General features: G+C 63.4%; 15 protein-coding genes, 1 other RNA gene and 1 pseudogene. 11 read left to right on the top strand and 6 right to left on the bottom strand.

Annotated elements, in window-relative coordinates; translation table 11 throughout:
* Positions 1 to 19: 19 nt before the first annotated feature.
* Together J6524_RS06270 and J6524_RS06265 are read right to left on the bottom strand one after the other, a co-directional pair.
* On the bottom strand, positions 20 to 367 hold the full coding sequence (locus tag J6524_RS06270; protein ID WP_225669509.1) for a YunG family protein: 348 nt from the start codon (positions 365 to 367) through the stop codon (positions 20 to 22).
* A 278-nt stretch (positions 368 to 645) separates the two neighbouring features.
* Positions 646 to 1,287 carry a TetR/AcrR family transcriptional regulator gene (locus J6524_RS06265; protein ID WP_225669508.1) on the bottom strand — a complete coding sequence of 214 codons (642 nt, stop codon included), beginning with the start codon at positions 1,285 to 1,287 and terminating at the stop codon, positions 646 to 648.
* Positions 1,288 to 1,477: 190 nt separating this feature from the next.
* Here J6524_RS06265 and J6524_RS06260 point away from each other — a divergent pair, with 190 nt between their 5' ends.
* The 4 genes and pseudogenes from J6524_RS06260 (at position 1,478) to J6524_RS06245 (ending at position 6,921) form a co-directional block, all read left to right on the top strand.
* Entirely contained in the window at positions 1,478 to 2,755 is a 1,278-nt protein-coding gene (locus tag J6524_RS06260; RefSeq protein ID WP_225669507.1) for an HlyD family secretion protein, read from the top strand.
* A 51-nt stretch (positions 2,756 to 2,806) separates the two neighbouring features.
* Positions 2,807 to 4,390 carry a DHA2 family efflux MFS transporter permease subunit gene (locus J6524_RS06255; RefSeq protein ID WP_225669506.1) on the top strand — a complete coding sequence of 528 codons (1,584 nt, stop codon included), beginning with the start codon at positions 2,807 to 2,809 and terminating at the stop codon, positions 4,388 to 4,390.
* 180 nt (positions 4,391 to 4,570) lie between these two features.
* A pseudogene (locus J6524_RS06250) lies at positions 4,571 to 4,791 on the top strand (transposase); the annotation flags it as partial.
* Between the two features lie 327 nt (positions 4,792 to 5,118).
* Positions 5,119 to 6,921 (top strand): ABC transporter ATP-binding protein, encoded by a 1,803-nt coding sequence (locus tag J6524_RS06245; protein WP_225669505.1) that lies wholly within the window; start codon positions 5,119 to 5,121, stop codon positions 6,919 to 6,921.
* Between the two features lie 35 nt (positions 6,922 to 6,956).
* Here J6524_RS06245 and J6524_RS06240 read toward each other — a convergent pair whose 3' ends face one another.
* Together J6524_RS06240 and J6524_RS06235 are read right to left on the bottom strand one after the other, a co-directional pair.
* Positions 6,957 to 7,889 carry a DMT family transporter gene (locus J6524_RS06240; protein ID WP_225669504.1) on the bottom strand — a complete coding sequence of 311 codons (933 nt, stop codon included), beginning with the start codon at positions 7,887 to 7,889 and terminating at the stop codon, positions 6,957 to 6,959.
* Positions 7,890 to 7,962: 73 nt separating this feature from the next.
* Positions 7,963 to 8,706 carry a sulfite exporter TauE/SafE family protein gene (locus tag J6524_RS06235; protein WP_225669503.1) on the bottom strand — a complete coding sequence of 248 codons (744 nt, stop codon included), beginning with the start codon at positions 8,704 to 8,706 and terminating at the stop codon, positions 7,963 to 7,965.
* A gap of 184 nt (positions 8,707 to 8,890) precedes the next feature.
* Between J6524_RS06235 and J6524_RS06230 the strand changes: the two genes are divergently transcribed.
* From J6524_RS06230 to J6524_RS06220, 3 genes are all read left to right on the top strand, one after another.
* Positions 8,891 to 9,607 carry an alpha/beta fold hydrolase gene (locus J6524_RS06230; protein ID WP_225669502.1) on the top strand — a complete coding sequence of 239 codons (717 nt, stop codon included), beginning with the start codon at positions 8,891 to 8,893 and terminating at the stop codon, positions 9,605 to 9,607.
* A gap of 71 nt (positions 9,608 to 9,678) precedes the next feature.
* Positions 9,679 to 10,644, top strand: coding sequence for a helix-turn-helix transcriptional regulator (locus J6524_RS06225; protein ID WP_225669501.1), 966 nt, complete (start codon positions 9,679 to 9,681; stop codon positions 10,642 to 10,644).
* A gap of 425 nt (positions 10,645 to 11,069) precedes the next feature.
* On the top strand, positions 11,070 to 11,699 hold the full coding sequence (locus J6524_RS06220) for an alpha/beta fold hydrolase (RefSeq protein WP_249789323.1): 630 nt from the start codon (positions 11,070 to 11,072) through the stop codon (positions 11,697 to 11,699).
* Between the two features lie 169 nt (positions 11,700 to 11,868).
* On the opposite strand, the gene rnpB is transcribed toward J6524_RS06220, so the two are convergent.
* Positions 11,869 to 12,294, bottom strand: an RNA gene (rnpB, locus tag J6524_RS06215) — RNase P RNA component class A.
* 130 nt (positions 12,295 to 12,424) lie between these two features.
* Here rnpB and J6524_RS06210 point away from each other — a divergent pair.
* The 3 genes from J6524_RS06210 to J6524_RS06200 all read left to right on the top strand — a co-directional run bounded on the left by J6524_RS06210 (position 12,425) and on the right by J6524_RS06200 (position 14,611).
* Positions 12,425 to 12,856, top strand: a complete 432-nt coding sequence (locus J6524_RS06210) for a PAS domain S-box protein (protein WP_225669499.1) — start codon at positions 12,425 to 12,427, stop codon at positions 12,854 to 12,856.
* Between the two features lie 148 nt (positions 12,857 to 13,004).
* On the top strand, positions 13,005 to 13,355 hold the full coding sequence (locus J6524_RS06205) for a YciI family protein (RefSeq protein WP_225669498.1): 351 nt from the start codon (positions 13,005 to 13,007) through the stop codon (positions 13,353 to 13,355).
* 14 nt (positions 13,356 to 13,369) lie between these two features.
* Positions 13,370 to 14,611, top strand: coding sequence for an RNA polymerase sigma factor (locus tag J6524_RS06200; protein ID WP_225669497.1), 1,242 nt, complete (start codon positions 13,370 to 13,372; stop codon positions 14,609 to 14,611).
* 110 nt (positions 14,612 to 14,721) lie between these two features.
* Here J6524_RS06200 and J6524_RS06195 read toward each other — a convergent pair whose 3' ends face one another.
* Positions 14,722 to 15,507 (bottom strand): peptidoglycan recognition protein family protein, encoded by a 786-nt coding sequence (locus tag J6524_RS06195; protein ID WP_376711983.1) that lies wholly within the window; start codon positions 15,505 to 15,507, stop codon positions 14,722 to 14,724.
* Between the two features lie 546 nt (positions 15,508 to 16,053).
* On the opposite strand from J6524_RS06195, the gene rsmH reads away from it, so the two are divergent.
* Positions 16,054 to 17,049 (top strand): 16S rRNA (cytosine(1402)-N(4))-methyltransferase RsmH, encoded by a 996-nt coding sequence (rsmH, locus tag J6524_RS06190; RefSeq protein ID WP_225669495.1) that lies wholly within the window; start codon positions 16,054 to 16,056, stop codon positions 17,047 to 17,049.

The raw sequence follows: 17,049 nt of genomic DNA, 5'->3' as shown, positions 1-17,049 counted from the left end.
GGACAAAGTCCTGAAAGGATCAGTCTGCTTTTCGAATCCGTTCGCAAAGCAATTCGTACTGCCTCACGGAGGTGTCTCTGAGCGCCTCGTGCCGGTTGCTCGGCAGGTCATCATAGCCGATCGGGCTATCGAATTGACTCATGGTCAAATCGATCCGCCGCCCGTCGATCCGGTTGTAGAAATGCCAGGCGCCGCCAAAATCCGTCTTCAGGATCTCGCCACCAAGTTCGTCCTGGACAACCAGCGCCGTCACCGAGCATTGTCCCGCCGCTGGATTGTCGGGCCGCCACTTCCCGCTCGTCTCTGCCGACCAGGCCTCGCGCAGCTTGCGATAGAGATCGATCAGCGAGGAGCAGCCTGCCGTCATCGATAGCTCCTGCTCGCGGCATTGCGTCGTCGCTGTTCTCGACGATAGCAAGGTGTGTTCATCCCTCGCGCGAAATCGCGCAATCGTTCTCATAACAACTATCGCTCGGTCTATCTGGACCAATGCTAGCTCAAAATTTCGCGTCGCCAGCAATCTCGCCGACAAGCGTCATGTCACCACGTGTCTTTCCCGCGGCGACTGCTTCTTCGGCATTGGCCGCACTGTGCTGGGCAGTGCGACGTACAGGTTCTAGGCATGGGCCGGGGAAGGGGCCGCTCCTACCGCGGCTTCGCCCGATACGTCGTCAGAAAAATCCGCGTCGCGCTGTCGACCACACGCGCGATGCGCTCCGCCGATGGCGCGGGCTCTGCTTGAAACACGAACGGCAGAAACAGCGTCGCCTGACACATCTGCATGAACTGTGCGGCGGCAAGGGTGCAATCATCGATCGCCAGATTGTCCGGTCCGATCCGGGTCTGCAGATAGTCGGCGAGACGGTTGATGGTCTTTGCCAGCACGTTCTCGTAGAACTGCCGTCCAACATCCGGCATCCGTTCGGCGATCGCCATCACCGTGCGGATCGAGGAGCCGCCGCCGGGGCGGCACATCGATCCGATATAGGCCCGGCCGAATTCCCGCAGCGTGGCTTCGACATCGCGTTGGGGATCGAGATTATAGGCGATCTTGCCCTTTTCGAGCGCCTCGTCCTCGACGATCGCTTCGAACAATCGGTTCTTATCGGCGAAGTAGACATAGAGCGTGCCCTTGGAGACGCCGGCGGCGCGCGCGATCTCGTTCATGCTGGCCCCATCAAAACCAAGATCCATGAACACCTTTCGCGCTCCGTCCAAAATCTGGCGGCGCTTCGAACTGACTTCCTCGCCGAAGGGATGAATCGTGTTTGATGTGGATGCAACCATTGGTTTGCTCTCGGGGAAGAATTCGACCCGGGGTGCAGGTCCGCCTGTGTTTTCGCTTTATAGTTCTTGCCGTTGAAAAGGTAAGTTGACCGAACCGTTCGGTCAATGCTACATTTTGTCCCGATGGTGCCCCCTGTCAGCAAGTTCTAGGCTGCGCTGGTGCCGTTACATTGGATGGGGGAGGCCGATGATGGCCGCAGCGAGAGACCAGGCCGCGCGGATCGTTCGCGCCGGGCCCGAGACGGCGGAGGATGACGCCGACGTTTCTGCCCAGCCGCGCGCTGGCGTTGCGGAAGAAGCCAAGCGACGACCTACGGAAGCGCCGGCCGAAGCGCCTGTTGCGGCACCCGTCAGCGCCGCTTCTGCGCCGGCGGCGAAGCCGGGCAAAAGCAAATTCATCATGATGGGCGTGCTCGGCCTTCTGGCGCTCGCAGCCGTCGGCTATGGCGTTTACTTCGTTCTCGTCGGCCGCTTCTATATCTCGACCGACGATGCCTATGTCCGCTCCAACAACACCATGCTCGGCGCCCGGGTCTCCGGCCATGTCGCGGCGATCCTGCCCCGCGATAATTCGCTGGTTCGCGCGGGCGATGTGATCTTCAGGATCGACGATGGCGATTACCGGATCGCGGTCGACGCTGCCCGCAGCAAGATCGCGACCCAGCAGGCGACCATCGACCGCATCGGCCGGCAGGTTACTGCGCTCGAAAGCGCGGTCGAGCAGACCAAGGCGCAGCTCACGTCCGCGGAAGCCGCCCTCAAGCGCGCCGGTCTCGATTTCGAACGGCAGCAGGCGCTCAGCACCAAGGGCTTTGCCTCGCGCGCCACTTTTGAAGTTTCCGAAGCCGGCCGCGACCAGGGCATTGCCGCGGTGAGGTCGGCGCAGGCTGCCTTTGACGCGGCGCGCGACAATGTCGAAGTGACGAAGGCGCAACAGGCCGAGGCGCGCGCGCAGCTTGCGGAATTGCAGACCCAGCTCGCCAAGGCCGAGCGCGATCTTGCCTTCACCTCGGTGCGCGCGCCGGTCGACGGCACCTTCTCCAACCGCCTCGTCAATGCCGGCGATTTCATCCAGGCCGGGCAGCGGCTCGCCAATATCGTGCCGCTCGACGACGTCTTCATTGACGCCAACTACAAGGAAACCCAGCTCAAGCGCATCCGCCCCGGCCAGCCCGTGAAGATTTCGGTCGACGCCTACGGCCATCGCAAGTTCTCCGGCGTCGTCGACAGCATTTCGCCGGCCGCAGGCTCGGTGTTCACGCTCTTGCCGCCGGACAACGCCACCGGCAATTTCACCAAGATCGTGCAGCGGCTGCCGGTCCGCATTCGCGTGCCGAAGGAAGTGGCGAAGCAGAACCTGCTGCGCGCCGGCATGTCGGTCTATACCACCGTCGATACCCGCGAGGGCGCGGCCGACGCCGATAGCGAGGCCGATCTCGATGCGCCCGGGACGGTTCAACCCAAGTAATTCCTTCTGAATCCCAGGGGCGAAAGCCCCGGCACGCGTTGCGAGTTCACCATGGCCGACGCCACCACCGCATCGCCGTCGATGATGAATGAAGCGGCCGCTGATCATGTCCCGCCGCGGCGGCTGTTTACGTTCCTCATCATGGTGTTCGGGATGTTCATGTCGATCCTGGACATCCAGGTCGTCTCGGCGTCGCTGCAGCAGATTCAGGCCGGCCTCTCCGCAAGCTCCAGCGAAGTGTCGTGGGTACAGACCTCGTACCTGATTGCCGAGGTGATCGCGATTCCGCTGTCCGGATTCCTGTCGCGGGCGTTCGGCACGCGGCTACTGTTCGCGATTTCCGCGGCGGGCTTCACCGTTGCGAGCTTCTTCTGCGGCCTCGCCTCGACCATCGAGCAGATGATCCTGTGGCGCGCGATCCAGGGATTTTTGGGCGCTGGCATGATCCCGACCGTGTTCGCATCCGCCTACACGGTGTTTCCGCGCTCCAAGTTTCACATCGTCGGCCCGATCATCGGGCTGGTCGCGACGCTCGCGCCGACCATCGGACCGACGGTCGGCGGCATCATCACCGAGATGACGTCGTGGCACTGGCTGTTCTTCATCAACATCGTGCCCGGCATCGGCATCACCATCGGCGTGCTGGCGCTGTGCGATTTCGATCGGCCGAACTTTGCGCTGCTCGAGCATTTCGACTGGTGGGGCCTTTTGTTCATGGCGGGCTTTCTCGGCACGCTCGAATATGTGCTCGAAGAAGGGCCGCAGTCACAGTGGCTGGAAGACACCTCGATCGCAGTCTGCGCAGCGATCTGCGTGGCCTCGGCGATCGCCTTCTTCTGGCGCGTGCTCATCGCGCGGGAGCCGATCGTCGATCTCAGAACCTTCTCCGACCGCAATTTCGCCGTCGGCTGTCTGATCTCGTTGTGCGTCGGCGTCGGCCTTTACGGTCTCACCTACATCTATCCGCGCTATCTGGCCGAAGTCCGCGGCTACAGCGCGCTGATGATCGGAGAGACCTTGTTCGTGTCTGGTCTGACCATGTTCCTCACCGCCCCGATCGTGGGGCGGCTGATGGTGAAATACGACATGCGCTATTTGATCGCGATCGGCCTCGTGCTGTTCGGGCTCGGCACCTACCAGATGACGTGGATCACCAAGGAATATGACTTCTACGAATTGCTGATCCCGCAGCTCCTGCGTGGTGTCGGCATGATGCTCGCGATAGTGCCGACCAACACCATCGCGCTCGGCACGCTGGCGCCGGAACGGGTGAAGAACGCCTCCGGCCTGTTCAACCTGACGCGCAATCTCGGCGGCGCGGTGGGCCTGGCCGTCATCAACCAGGTGCTGAACGAACGCACCGACCTGCACATCTCGCGGCTGCACGACCGCGTCACCTGGGGCAACGCCACCGCGGTCGAGACGCTCAACATGCTAACGCAGCGATTCCAGGGCATGGGCGATTCCGCCCTGATGGCGATGAAGCAATTGTCGCAGATCGTGCATCGCCAGGCCGTGGTGATGGGCTATGGCGACGCCTTCTTCATGCTGACCGTGTTCTATTTTGGCCTCAGCCTGTTCGTGCTGGTGTTGAAAAAGCCGTCCGCGGCGGTTGCCGGGGGCGATGCGCATTAGGAGCGGCGTACAATTGTAGCCCGCATGAGCGAAGCGATATGCGGGAACGGCCGTCGAGAGCGCGACTAATCGGAGAGCGGCCCCGGATATCGCTTCGCTCATCCGGGCTACAGGTTGGAGCCGTCGTAGCCCGCATGAGCCGAGCGATATGCGGGTCGGTGTCGGAGTGACGAATTCAATATGGTCGGTTATCGGCGTAACTTCGTTGCTGGCGGAACGTTCTTCTTTACCGTCACTCTCGCAGATCGAAATTCGAAATCCTTGTAGATCGTATTGATCTTCTTCGCGACGCGTTACGCGTAACCCGTCGCGAGCGTCCATTCGCGATCGATGCGATTGTGATTCTTTCCGATCATCTACATGCGGTCCTGACCTTGCCGCCGGGCGACTCGGATTTCTCAACATCGCGTGCACATCACGTGCTTGTCATGTTGCAAATCACCCGCGATGCATTTATAAGCAGCGCATTGTCGCTCGCACCGGGGAGGATTTGCATGATTTCCATGTATTCGCAGATCGCATCCTCGCGTCCGATGCTCGTACTGGGTTTTCGATCGCGTCCTTGAGCGCGATCTCCGCCAGTCACGATCGGGCCTGATGCCCCGATCTTCAAGCTTCCCAACGACTTAACATTATTTTCTGGCGACGCTTGCGTCTCGGTTTCCGAGTTCGCCCGCGCGTCAATTCAGATGGAGCCGGCGTGTGCCCATGCGCAGCCGGATGACGCCATGACCGCAAAAAAAGAAAAGGGTCCCGCGGCGATACGCGTGGTCATCCCGTTCGTGTTCCGCCACTGGCTGCAACAGCCCGGCCGCGCGATTGTCGTCGCCGGCGGCCTGCTCGGTGCGACCGCAGCCGACCTGTTCATGCCGGTGTTCTCCGGCCATCTGGTCGACGCGTTGACGCGGGGCACCGCAGATCCGGCGGCGCGCCATGCCGCGTTTGTCGCCTTCGGTGCCATCGTGGCGCTGGGTCTCACCTCGATGATCCTGCGGCTGACCGGCCTGCAGGCGATCGTGCCGTTCACGCTGACGACGATGTCGGACATCTCGCGCGACGCGTTCGCGCGCGTGCAGCGCTTCTCGACCGACTGGCACGCCAACTCATTTGCCGGCTCGACCGTGCGCAAGATCACGCGCGGCATGTGGGCGCTCGACCTCTTGAACGACACCATCCTGATGGCGCTATTGCCGTCGCTGCTGGTGCTGGTCGGCTCGATGATCCTGCTCGGCCTGCACTGGCCGGTGCTCGGTGCGGTCATCGCGGTGGGCACGGTGATCTATGTCTCGATGACGATGGCGTTCTCGGTGAACTACATCGCGCCGGCGGCGCGCGTTTCAAACGCCTGGGACACCAGGGTTGGCGGCACGCTGGCGGACGCCCTGACTTGCAACGCGGTGGTGAAATCCTTCGGCGCAGAGGGGCGCGAGGACGCGCGGCTGGCCGGCGTCGTCGGCCGGTGGCGCCGCCGCGTGCGGCGAACCTGGTACCGCTACAACTACACCTCGACGGCGCAGCTGGCGGTGTTGTTGTGCTTTCGCGCCTCCGTGATCGGCGGCGCAATCCTGCTGTGGATCGCGGGCCGCGCCACGCCGGGCGACGTCACCTATGTGCTGACCAGCTACTACATCATCCACGCTTACCTGCGTGACGTTGGCATGCACATCAACAACCTGCAGCGTTCGGTGAACGACATGGAGGAGCTTGTCGCGATCCACGGCGAGCCGATCGGCATTGCCGATGCGCCGGATGCAAGACCGATCGACATCCAGGGCGGCCGCATCGTCTTCGACGACGTGACGTTCCACTACGGCGGCCATCGCGCGCCGCTGTATGACGGCCTGTCGGTCGAGATCCGCGCCGGCGAGCGGGTCGGTCTGGTCGGCCGTTCCGGTTCGGGCAAGACCACCTTCGTCAAGCTGGTGCAGCGGCTCTACGACATCAGCGGCGGCAAGATCCTGATTGACGGTCAGGATATCGCGTTAGCCACGCAGCACTCGCTGCGCAGCCAGATTGCAATCGTGCAGCAGGAGCCGATCCTGTTCCACCGCACGCTGGCCGAGAACATCGCTTATGGGCGGCCGGGCGCCAGCATGGAAGCGATCGAGCAGGCGGCGCGGCTTGCCAATGCGCACGACTTCATCCTGCGGCTGCCGAAGGGATACGGCACGCTGGTCGGCGAACGCGGCGTCAAGCTGTCGGGCGGCGAGCGGCAGCGCGTCGCGCTGGCGCGTGCATTCCTCGCGGATGCGCCGGTCTTGATCCTGGACGAGGCGACCTCGAGCCTCGATTCGGAATCGGAGGGCCTGATCCAGCAGGCGATGGAGCGGCTGATGAAGGGCCGCACCTCGATCGTGATCGCACACCGCCTGTCGACGGTGCGCGGCCTCGACCGCATCCTGGTGTTCGACCGCGGCGAGATCGTCGAGCAGGGTACGCACGCGGCGCTCACGGCGAGGCCCGGCGGCATCTATCGCGGGCTGTTCGAACTGCAGGCGACCGAGTTCGGCCGCATGTCGGCGGCGGAGTGAGGTGAGCTGATCGCGGAAAATCCATCGCTGATCGATCAGGACGCGGCCAGCTGAGGCGGCTCGCGGTTTCGCTGCGGGGGCGAGGGCGCGGCCCTGGCGCGCGTACGCGTCGAGATCGCCACCGTCACCACGACGGCTGCGGCGAACAGCAGGATCTGCAGCGTGATGGTCTCGTCATTGAACAACGCCGCGAGCGCGAAGGTGACGAAGGGCTGCAGCAACTGCACCTGCGACACCCGCGCGATGCCGCCCATCGCCAGCCCTGCGTTCCACGCGAAGAAGCCGATCCACTGCGAGAACAGTGCGACATAGAGTAGCCCGAGCCACGGCTTTAACGCGATCTGGCCGACATCGTGCGGCATGGTCAGCGCAGCGGCCGGAATCGAAAGTGGCAGGCCAATGACAAGGATCCAGCTGATGACCTCCCAGCCCGGCATATGGGAGGTGAGCCGGCCGGAGAACGCATAGCCGATCGCAGAGACGGCCACAGCGGCAAACAGCAGGAGGTCGCCGGCCGAGAACGCGCCGCCGCCTTCCCGCAAAGAGAACGCGATCACCAGCGCGGCCCCGGCGACGGAGGCGATCCAGAACAGCGGCCTCGGCCGCTCATGGGTGATGGCGACGGCCACAAGCGCGGTTGCGATCGGCAGCACGCCCAGCACCACGCCGCCATGCGAGGCATCTACCCGCTGCATTCCCATCGACATCAGCAGCGGAAACAGCACGGCGACGCAAAGCATCGCAATGACCAGTTGCGGCCACAGGGCGCGGGGTGGCAGCGGGCGGCGCAACACGAGCAGGAGCGCCAGCGAGCACAGCCCGGCGATGGCAGTGCGTAGCGCGGTCAGTGCAATCGGATCAATTTCCGCAACCGCGATCCGCGTCGCCGGCAGCGTGCCGCCGAAGATCGCCATGCCGATAAAGCCCAGCAGCAGGCCGAGGTGTTCGCGCGACGAAGGAGAGCTCATGACGCGACTGGTTAGCCGCTTTGCAGATCAGCGTACAGCAATCTACTCGGAGCACATGGCGGCTATGCGCCGCTCACCTCGGAGCAATGCTGCTCCACACCAATGCGATCCCTGACAGAAAGAGCAGTCCCAGCACGACATCGTAGAAATTGCGGTCGTTCAGCGCGTGATAGGTTCGCATGCCGAGATGGGCGCCGATCAGCGTACCAGGCAATGCCAGCATGGCCAGCCAGAGCACGTCCAGTTTCACGAAACCGCTGGCTATCTGCAGGATGAGCGCAGCGCCGAGCACGCTGCCATTGAAGATCTGGAAGACACCGCGGCGCTGGTGCTTGGTCCAGCCGCGTATGCTGGCCCACAGTGTCGGCAGCGGGCCCGACAGGCCGGCGAGGCCGCCGAGAATGCCGCCGGCAAACCCGATGCAGGCGTCGGCCAGGCGGCCGCCGAAGCGGAACGCCATCGGCTTCTGGATGAAATAGAGGGCGGCCGGAAACACCAGCAGCATCACGCCGACGCTAAGCTTGAAATCTTGTGGATCGGCGCGCGCGACCAGCAGCGCCCCGATCGGCATGCCGATGAGACCACCGGCAACGAAGGGCAAGGCCAGCTTGAAGTCGATCACTTTCCACACCGATGGCAGCGTCGAAATCTGCGAGCTGACCGAACAGATCAGCACCAGCGGCACGGCAATCGACGGCGGTACGATATAAAGCCAGATCCCCAGCGCCATCAGGGCCGTGCCAAATCCGGAAAGGCCCGAGACGAAGCCGCCGGCGAGCGCTCCGGCCAGCAGAACAGCGTAGGTGGTTAAATCCACTCTTTATTCCCCCGTCATTCCGGGGCGATGCAGAGCATCGAACCCGGAATCTCGAGATTCCGGGTCTGGTCCTTCGGACCATCCCGGAATGACGACGTTGAATTTGTGCCGACGTTTACACGATGGATCGGGCAGGTACTATCCCAATTAAAGCCTTCAACAATAACCTGATGGAAACGGCTCGATGAACACAACGCCTGCGAAAACCTTCCTCGTCTGTCACGGCGCATGGTCCGCAGGCTGGGCGTGGAAGAAGATGCATCCGCTGATGCAGGCGGCCGGGCATCGCCTAGTCACGCCGTGCTACACCGGCCTCGGCGAGCGCGCGCATCTGGCGCATCCGGCGATCACTCTCGATACGCATATCGAGGACGTATTGAACGTCATCAAGTATGAGGATCTGCGCGACATCGTGCTGATCGGGCACAGCTATGGCGGCATGGTGGCGACCGGTGTCGCCGACCGCGCCCGCGACAAGGTGAGGCAACTCATCTATGTCGACGCCTTCGTGCCGCAGGACGGCCAATCGCTGCTCGACCTCAATGAGGCCGCGCGGGCGCGGATGGAAGAACTGGCGAAGGCCGGCGACGGCTGGCGCGTGCCGCCGAACCCAACGCCGCCGGATACCTCGCCTGCGGACCTCGAGTGGCTCAACGCCCGCCGCGTCGACATGCCGATCAAATGCTTCGAAACACAACTCAAGCTGCAGGGCGGACCGCTGACGCTGCCACGCAGCTACATCTACGCCACGCGGATTACGCCGGCCGACACGTTCGGACCGTTCGCCAGGATGACGAAGGGCGACCCCGCCTGGAGCTACTACGAGATCGACGCCAGCCATTCGCCGAACGTCACCGCGCCGGAAGCGCTGATGGCGCTCTTGCAGAAGATCGCTGCGTAGTGGATTGACTCTCTGCCGTGCGCCCAACAATCTGGGGTCCGGTGATCGAAGCCGATCGCGGAGGGCAGGGCATGGCGGCCAGAACGACGGCAGTCATCGAGACGTGGTCGACCGGCCTGGTCGAGCCCGAACGGCGCCTGGATTATTGGATCGGCGCCGTCTGCGAATGCTTTCTGGAAATGGACATTACGACGCCGGTTCGCTCGGGCTTCGACTGCTCGATCGAGCGTGGGCAGCTCGACACCATCGGCATCAACCGTGTCGAGGGTTCGGCGCAGCACGTCTATCGCCGAAAGGCGAGCCTCGCTCGCAGTGGGACCAACTACTATTACCTTCTGTGCAAGACTGATAATGCCTGGACGGCCTCACAGAACGGACGCTCGTCGCTTCTGCTGCCTTCCGATCTCGTGCTGCTGGACTCCCGGCGTTGCTATGAATTTAACTTTCCGCAGACCTCGAACACGCTGTCGCTGGAGCTGCCGATCGCATGGGTCGAATCCTGGATCACCGATCCCGACCAGCGCATCGGGGAGCGGATCGACGGTCGCTCTGGCTGGGGCGCGGTGCTCAGCGCGTTTGCGCGCCAGTTGACGCCGCAGCTCGCCATCGAGCGGCCCTTGCCGGCGCAGGTCCTGACCGACCAGCTCGGATCACTGCTGGCGCTAGCGTACGGAAGCGAGATTCCCGCTACGCCCGCGGAGCAGCGCGATGGCGTAAAGCTCCTAGACGAGATCGGCCGGGTGATCCGGCTGCGCTACGCCGAGCCGGGATTGACGGCTGCAACCGTGGCCAAGCATCTGCACGTTTCGGAGCGGACCTTGCACCGCTGCCTCAACAAAGCGGGCCTGACCTTCAGCGGCCTGCTCAATGATTGCCGCATGGCGGTGGCGCGTCGGATGCTGAGCGAACCGCGGTTCGATTGCATCAGCGTCGGCGGAATTGGTCTCCGGGTTGGACTATCAGATCCTTCCCACTTCATCCGCCAGTGCCGAAAATATCTAGGCATGACGCCGGGTGCCTTCCGGCAGCAGCGCTAGAGCATTATGATTTTTGGTTAGATGGATTTGGCCGCAGACGCGCTTCACCTCTTCCGCTTGCGGGGGAGGTCGGCGCGAAGCGCCGGGTGGGGGCTCTCTCCACTCAGGCAGTTTCGCCCGCGGAGACACCCCCACCCCGACCCTCCCCCGCAAGCGGGAGAGGGAGCGGACCTTCTTCGTGGCCGCAATCAAACCTAATTCCATCGTGCGCTAGACCTAACTCGATTACTTGGCGCAATCAGGCGATGGCGGTGGCCGAATCCGGCCATCCCTGGCGAACGGCTGTTTCTATCAAGGTTCGATTCAAAAAAATCGGAGGAGACGGCAATGGCAGACACTTACGTACTGGTTCACGGCGCGTGGCACACCGGCGCCGAGATGGAAGCGGTGGCCGGGCATTTGGGAAAAGCCGGCCATGTCGTGCATTGCCGACGGTCGCCGGCAACAACAGGGATGACGACCGCGGCGCAACGGGGCTTGAGCAGGCGATCGCGTCGATCGTCGCATATATCGAAAGGAACGATCTGCGCGACATCAGGCTGGTTGGTCACTCCTACGGAGGAATGGTGATTTCGGGCGTCGCCGACCGTCTCACCGACAGGATCAAGCGCCTCGTCTATGTCAACGCCTTCGTGCCGCTGGACGGGCAGTGTCTCAACGACATGGTGCCGCCGCACTATGTCGGCCTGTTCGATGCGGTGGCCGCCGCCAACAACAATGCCGTCATGCTGCCGTTCGAAATCTGGCGCGATGCCTTCATCAACGACGCCGACGTCGAGCTGGCAAGGTCCGCCTATGCCAGACTCAATCCGCATCCCTACCGGACATTCACTGACAAGATCACGCTGAAGCGTCCGCTGGCGGAGCTGCCGGTCGGAAAATCCTATGTCAATTGCCGGCAGGACATTGCCTTGCCGCACAGCCTGCCATGGCATCCGCGGCTGTCGGAGCGCCTCGGCCTGTTCCGTCTGGTCGAATGCGACGGCAGCCATGAGATGTTCTTTAGCAATCCGCCGCGCCTGGCGCAGGCGATCGCCGAGGCCGGGCGCGACTGAGGTCGACCCGCACGCGAAAAACGTGGCCCGGGTAAGCGCAGCGACATCCGGGACAAATCTAACCACCAAACCGCCCTGCATGTCGCTACGCTCATGCGGGCTACGGTTCTGCGCGAGGCCACAAATGGCGAGGGGTCCGGCGTGTTCGCGCCGAACCCCTCATTCATCAGATATCAGCCAGCCTGTAAGCCGGGTTCTGTAGGGCACCATTCTTGCGAATGGTACGTGACGGCCATTCCTCTGGGACCATGCTCGCGCATGGACTCGGGCAACCTACCCGGACGACGGGCCTGACATCGCCCTGCGGCGTTATCGCTTTCGCGAACTGCCCGCGTTGCCGTCCCTATTCGGTTTTGCTCCCGGTGGGGTTTGCCATGCCGTCTCCGTTGCCGGAAACGCGGTGCGCTCTTACCGCACCTTTTCACCCTTACCGCGCCAACGCCCCGGAGGGCGAAGGCGGGCGGTTCAGTCTCTGTGGCACTTTCCCTGGGGTCACCCCCGCCGGACGTTATCCGGCACCGCATGTCGATGGAGCCCGGACTTTCCTCTCCCGCAGCCTTTCGACCATAGCGGGAGCGGCCGTCCGGCCGACTGACACCTTACGAATGGGGATTCCGATGGCCTGCGTCAAGGGAAAGCGATGGTTAATCGGGTTCCATCTCCGATTTTGACACCGGCGACATCACGGAATTGAATGCTGACCGGCAATGATGAGTTGATGCGCGATGAAAATTCCTGCCGCTCTTGGAGAGGCACTGCTGCGCAGTGCCTCTGACGCGATCGTTGCGACCGATCGCGAGGGACACATTACATTCTGGAATCCAGGCGCGGAGCGGATATTCGGCTTTTCGGCCGAAGAGGCAAACGGCCAATCGCTCGACATCATTATTCCCGAGAATTTGCGCGCCCGGCATTGGGAAGGATTTCGCCACACGATGGCGACGGGGACGAGCCGCTACGGCCACGGCGACCTGTTGTCGGTGCCCGCACTGACCAGGGATGGACGCCGCATCTCGGTCGAGTTCACCATTGTGTTGTTGCGAGACAACGAGCAGGAGGTCGGGGGCACGATGGCGGTGATGCGCGACGTGACAAAGCGGTTCGAAGAGGTCAGGGAGTTGAAGCGGCGGCTCGCCGGGGCAGCCGGGAGGCCTTGAACACCCGCCGGCGATCATGCTCCGGATATGAAGTCGTTCCGTCAAGGGACGGCGGCCGACCGAAAAAAATTCCGTGACCATGTCGTTTTGCGGGAAGTCCATTCGACTGGTTGTCGGCGATCCAGCCGGTTAGAAGGAGTTTCAAAAAATGCAGTATCTGTTGTTGATCTATCGAAACGAAGCCGAGCAGGCGAAGATGGACGCTTCCGAGCTCCAGAAGCTGACCGCGGAATACCGCGCATTCACCCAATCCATCATCCAGAGCGGCAACTTCAAGGCCGGCGACGCCCTGCAAATGACGGCGACCGCCACGACCGTGCGCGTTCGCGACGGCAAGATGTTGACCACGGACGGTCCGTTTGCGGAGACCCGCGAGCAGCTCGGCGGCTATTATCTGATCGAGGCCAAGGATCTCGATGAAGCCCTGGGCATTGCGGCCAGGATTCCCACCGCCAAGATGGGTTCGATCGAGGTCAGGCCGATCATGGTGTATGACTGACGTCCAGCGATGGCATGACACCCGTCGAAATCGAGAAAATATTCCGCGACGAGGCGGGGCGGGCGCTGTCCACGCTGATCCGCCTCGTCGGTGATTTCGATCTGGCGGAAGATGCCCTGCAGGATGCGGTGGCGGTAGCGCTGGAACGCTGGCCGACCACCGGCCTGCCCGCCAATCCTCGCGCGTGGCTGGTCAATGTCGGCCGCAACAAGGCGATCGATCGGGTCAGGCGGAGCATTGCCTTTCGCGGCAAGCGTGAGGCGCTGACGCATGAGCTGCTGCTCAACGCGTCGGCGCCGTGCGACGATGACAACGGCATGCTCGAAGACGACATGCTGCGGTTGATTTTCACCTGCTGCCATCCGTCCTTTGCCGCCGAGGTACAGGTGGCGCTGACACTGCGCACCGTATGCGGGCTAACGACTGCCGAGGTCGCGCGCGGCTTTCTCGTTAGCGAAGACGCGATGGCGCAGCGCCTGTTGCGGGCAAAGCAGAAGATCCGTCTCGCTGGCATTCCCTATGAGGTGCCTGACCGCGACGCGCTGGCGCCGCGGCTCAACGGCGTGCTTGCCGTGGTCTATCTCGTGTTCACCGAGGGCTATGCGGCAACCTCAGGCGAAGATCTGATGCGGCCCGATCTGGTACGCGAGGCGATCCGGCTGGCGCGGTTGCTCGATGCGCTGATATCAGGACGCGGCGAGATCAAGGGCTTGCTCGCCCTGATGCTGCTGCACGATTCGCGCCGTGCCGGCCGCACTACCGCAGGCGGCGACATCGTGCTGCTGGAAGAGCAGGATCGGACGCTCTGGGACCGTGCGCAAATTTCGGAAGGATTGCTTCTTGTGGAAGAGGCGCTGCGGATGCCGGGGCGGCCGCAGTCCTATGCGGTGCAGGCGGCGATCGCGGCGCTGCATGCGCGTGCGCCGAGTTACGAAGACACCGATTGGCGGCAGATCGTCGGCCTCTACGAGGTGCTGCTGCGGATCAGCCCGTCGCCAGTGATCGAACTCAACCACGCGGCGGCGGTGGCGATGGTCGACGGGCCGGCGCGGGCGCTCGATCTGGTCAACGCGCTGGAGGCGCGCGGCGGGCTGAAGGGGTATGAGCTGCTGCCGGCGGTTCGAGCGGATCTGTTGCGCCGGCTCGGTCGACGCGACGCGGCGCGCGAGGCGTATCTGAAAGCGACGGCGGCGACGCAGTTGGAGCCGTTGCGGCGGTATTATGCGCGAAGGATCGCGGAGATGGATCGCAACTAGTTCCTCCGTCATTGCGAGGAGCGTAAGCGACGAAGCAATCCATCTATCCGCGCGTGTGGAGCGATGGATTGCTTCGCTTCGCTCGCAATGACGGCGGAGAGTACCGTGACCTACCTCACTGCCATCGTCGTCATCGCATCGGCCGGCAGGCTCGCCAGCAGCGCGTGCAGCGTGCTGATGGTCGAGAGATCGGCGATGCCGTCGACGCGTGCGGGACGGAAGTGACGCTGGAAGGCGGTCACCACTTCCATGGTCGGCCCATCGAACTTGCCATGGGTCGGGATGTTGTAGCCGTATTTGGCGAGCGCTGCCTGCAGTCCGGCGACGTCGTCGCCGATGCTGCCGAGCTTGAGCGTTTCGCCGCGCACGATCGGCGCCGGCTGCACCCAGTGGCCGACGCCGGAATTCGCCAGGAGGTGCCACGGGAATTTTTCACCGGGGTCCTTCTTGCGCGCAGGCGCGACGTCGGAATGCGCGAGCACGCGATGCGCCGGGATCTTGCGGCGGAGCATGATGCCGCGGCACAGCGCGATCACGGCGGCGATCTGGCGCGACGGGAAGTCCGGATAGCCCCAGTCGTGGCCGCGATTGATGATCTCGACGCCGATCGAGCAGGAATTGATGTCTTCCTCGCCGGCCCAAGCGGATACACCGGCGTGCCAGGCGCGCATGGCTTCGGGCACGGACTGCACGATGCGGCCGTCCTCCAGCACGATGTAGTGGGCTGAGACGTCGGTACCGGGGGTGCAGAGCTGGGCGATCGCGCCTTCCACATCCGGCATGCCGGTGTAGTGCAGCAGGATCATGTCGGCGACGCGGCCGTTGTTGCGCTCGCCATAGTTCGGCGAAGGGATGACGTCGGAAGCGATCGATGAGTCGGGAGTAAAAGTCTTCATGTCGGCATTGGCCCTGGGCACGGAAAGGGCCCGTTGACGCTTCGAATCAATAGCAGCGGATCCGAACGAACCTGTAGCCATTTTCTAATCTCAAGCGGGGCGTAAAGGCGGCAACATCGTGTTCAAGCGACAACGGCGTTTACTACTCTTTTACCTAGCAGCGACGCAACGAGGCGGCCGAGTTCCACCCGGTATTTTCGATAGCTGTGTGGGGGGCGCATCACCATTTTTCGGTGTCTCAAATGCGCGCAAAACCCGTCGAGGATCATCAACGCTTTCTTAACGCTAAGTGCCGTTACTAAGTGGTGAAGAGCCGAACCGGGTTGGGGACGGCCGAGGCCCTTTTTCGCGCTCGAAATGTTCATGGCAAGCCAGCAAATTTCGTCTGGAAATGAGCGGGCGCGAGGCCAGGGTGGATGCGGCAATGGTGCCGAGTCGTGGCCTCTCGGCCGGACACGCCCGGCGAAGCGCAGAGATTTGAGGCGCAATGGGCCCCTTCGCGTCCAGTTTTGGCACCATCGACGGGAAGACGCCGGAGGACGGCGCATGAGCCCGGCTGCGTCGCGCCATATCTCGGTGCTCGGCCGCGAGGCGGTCGAGATGCTCAATCCCAAAGACGGCGGCGTTTATGTCGACGCGACGTTTGGCGCCGGCGGTTACAGCCGCGCGATCCTCGCGCTCGCGGGAACCCGGGTGATCGGCATCGATCGTGACCGGTCGGCCATTGCCGGCGGGTTCGACCTGGTCGACCAGTCGGAGGGGCGGCTGACCTTGGTCGAGGACCGTTTCTCCAATCTTGCGGAGGTCTGCGCGGCGCAGGGCGAAACGGCGGTGGACGGCGTCGTGATGGACGTCGGCGTCTCCTCGATGCAGCTCGATCAGGCCGAACGGGGCTTTTCATTCCGACTGGGTGGCCCGCTCGACATGCGGATGGGCCATACTGGCCCGACCGCGGCGGATGTCGTGGCAAAAGCCTCCGAGGCCGATCTTGCCAGCATCATCTATATCTTCGGCGAAGAGCGGCATTCCCGCGCCGTCGCGCGCGCCATCGTGGCTGCGCGGAAAGAGGCGCCGATCACGACGACGCAGGCGCTGGCCGATATCGTCGCCAGGGTCGTGCGCTCCAAGCCCAATGAGATTCATCCGGCGACGCGCACGTTCCAGGGCTTGAGAATCTTCGTCAACGCCGAGCTCGATGAACTGCATCTGGCGCTGACGGCGGCCGAGCGCGTGCTGAGGCCCGGCGGGCGGCTGGTGGTGGTGTCGTTCCATTCGCTGGAAGACCGCATCGTCAAGGATTTCTTCAACGCGCGCGGCAAGACCGGCGGCGGCTCGCGCCACCTGCCGGAAGTCGCGCAGGCCGCGCCGAGTTTTCAGATCCTGACCAAGCGTCCGATCACGCCGAGTGAAGCCGAGATATCGGCCAATCCGCGCGCACGCTCCGCCAAACTGCGCGCGGCCGAGCGCACGGCCGCGCCGGCGCATGCCGCAGGTCGGCTGCCGGCCTGGCCCGTCCTTGCCGACGTGATGAGGGGAGGCTGA

The organism is Bradyrhizobium hereditatis, assembly GCF_020329435.1.
In the GTDB taxonomy this organism is placed as follows: Bacteria; Pseudomonadota; Alphaproteobacteria; order Rhizobiales; family Xanthobacteraceae; genus Bradyrhizobium; species Bradyrhizobium hereditatis.
This window is presented reverse-complemented; position numbering and strand designations above follow the sequence as displayed.

Bases quoted from the DNA above. Each gene is read 5' to 3' on its own strand.
- J6524_RS06240 (WP_225669504.1), bottom strand. From the start codon at position 7,889: ATGAGCTCTCCTTCGTCGCGCGAACACCTCGGCCTGCTGCTGGGCTTT.
- J6524_RS06270 (WP_225669509.1), bottom strand. From the start codon at position 367: ATGACGGCAGGCTGCTCCTCGCTGATCGATCTCTATCGCAAGCTGCGC.
- J6524_RS06195 (WP_376711983.1), bottom strand. From the start codon at position 15,507: ATGAAGACTTTTACTCCCGACTCATCGATCGCTTCCGACGTCATCCCT.
- J6524_RS06255 (WP_225669506.1), top strand. From the start codon at position 2,807: ATGGCCGACGCCACCACCGCATCGCCGTCGATGATGAATGAAGCGGCC.
- J6524_RS06210 (WP_225669499.1), top strand. From the start codon at position 12,425: ATGAAAATTCCTGCCGCTCTTGGAGAGGCACTGCTGCGCAGTGCCTCT.
- J6524_RS06245 (WP_225669505.1), top strand. From the start codon at position 5,119: ATGACCGCAAAAAAAGAAAAGGGTCCCGCGGCGATACGCGTGGTCATC.
- J6524_RS06200 (WP_225669497.1), top strand. From the start codon at position 13,370: ATGACACCCGTCGAAATCGAGAAAATATTCCGCGACGAGGCGGGGCGG.
- J6524_RS06205 (WP_225669498.1), top strand. From the start codon at position 13,005: ATGCAGTATCTGTTGTTGATCTATCGAAACGAAGCCGAGCAGGCGAAG.
- J6524_RS06265 (WP_225669508.1), bottom strand. From the start codon at position 1,287: ATGGTTGCATCCACATCAAACACGATTCATCCCTTCGGCGAGGAAGTC.
- rsmH (WP_225669495.1), top strand. From the start codon at position 16,054: ATGAGCCCGGCTGCGTCGCGCCATATCTCGGTGCTCGGCCGCGAGGCG.
- J6524_RS06225 (WP_225669501.1), top strand. From the start codon at position 9,679: ATGGCGGCCAGAACGACGGCAGTCATCGAGACGTGGTCGACCGGCCTG.
- J6524_RS06230 (WP_225669502.1), top strand. From the start codon at position 8,891: ATGAACACAACGCCTGCGAAAACCTTCCTCGTCTGTCACGGCGCATGG.
- J6524_RS06260 (WP_225669507.1), top strand. From the start codon at position 1,478: ATGGCCGCAGCGAGAGACCAGGCCGCGCGGATCGTTCGCGCCGGGCCC.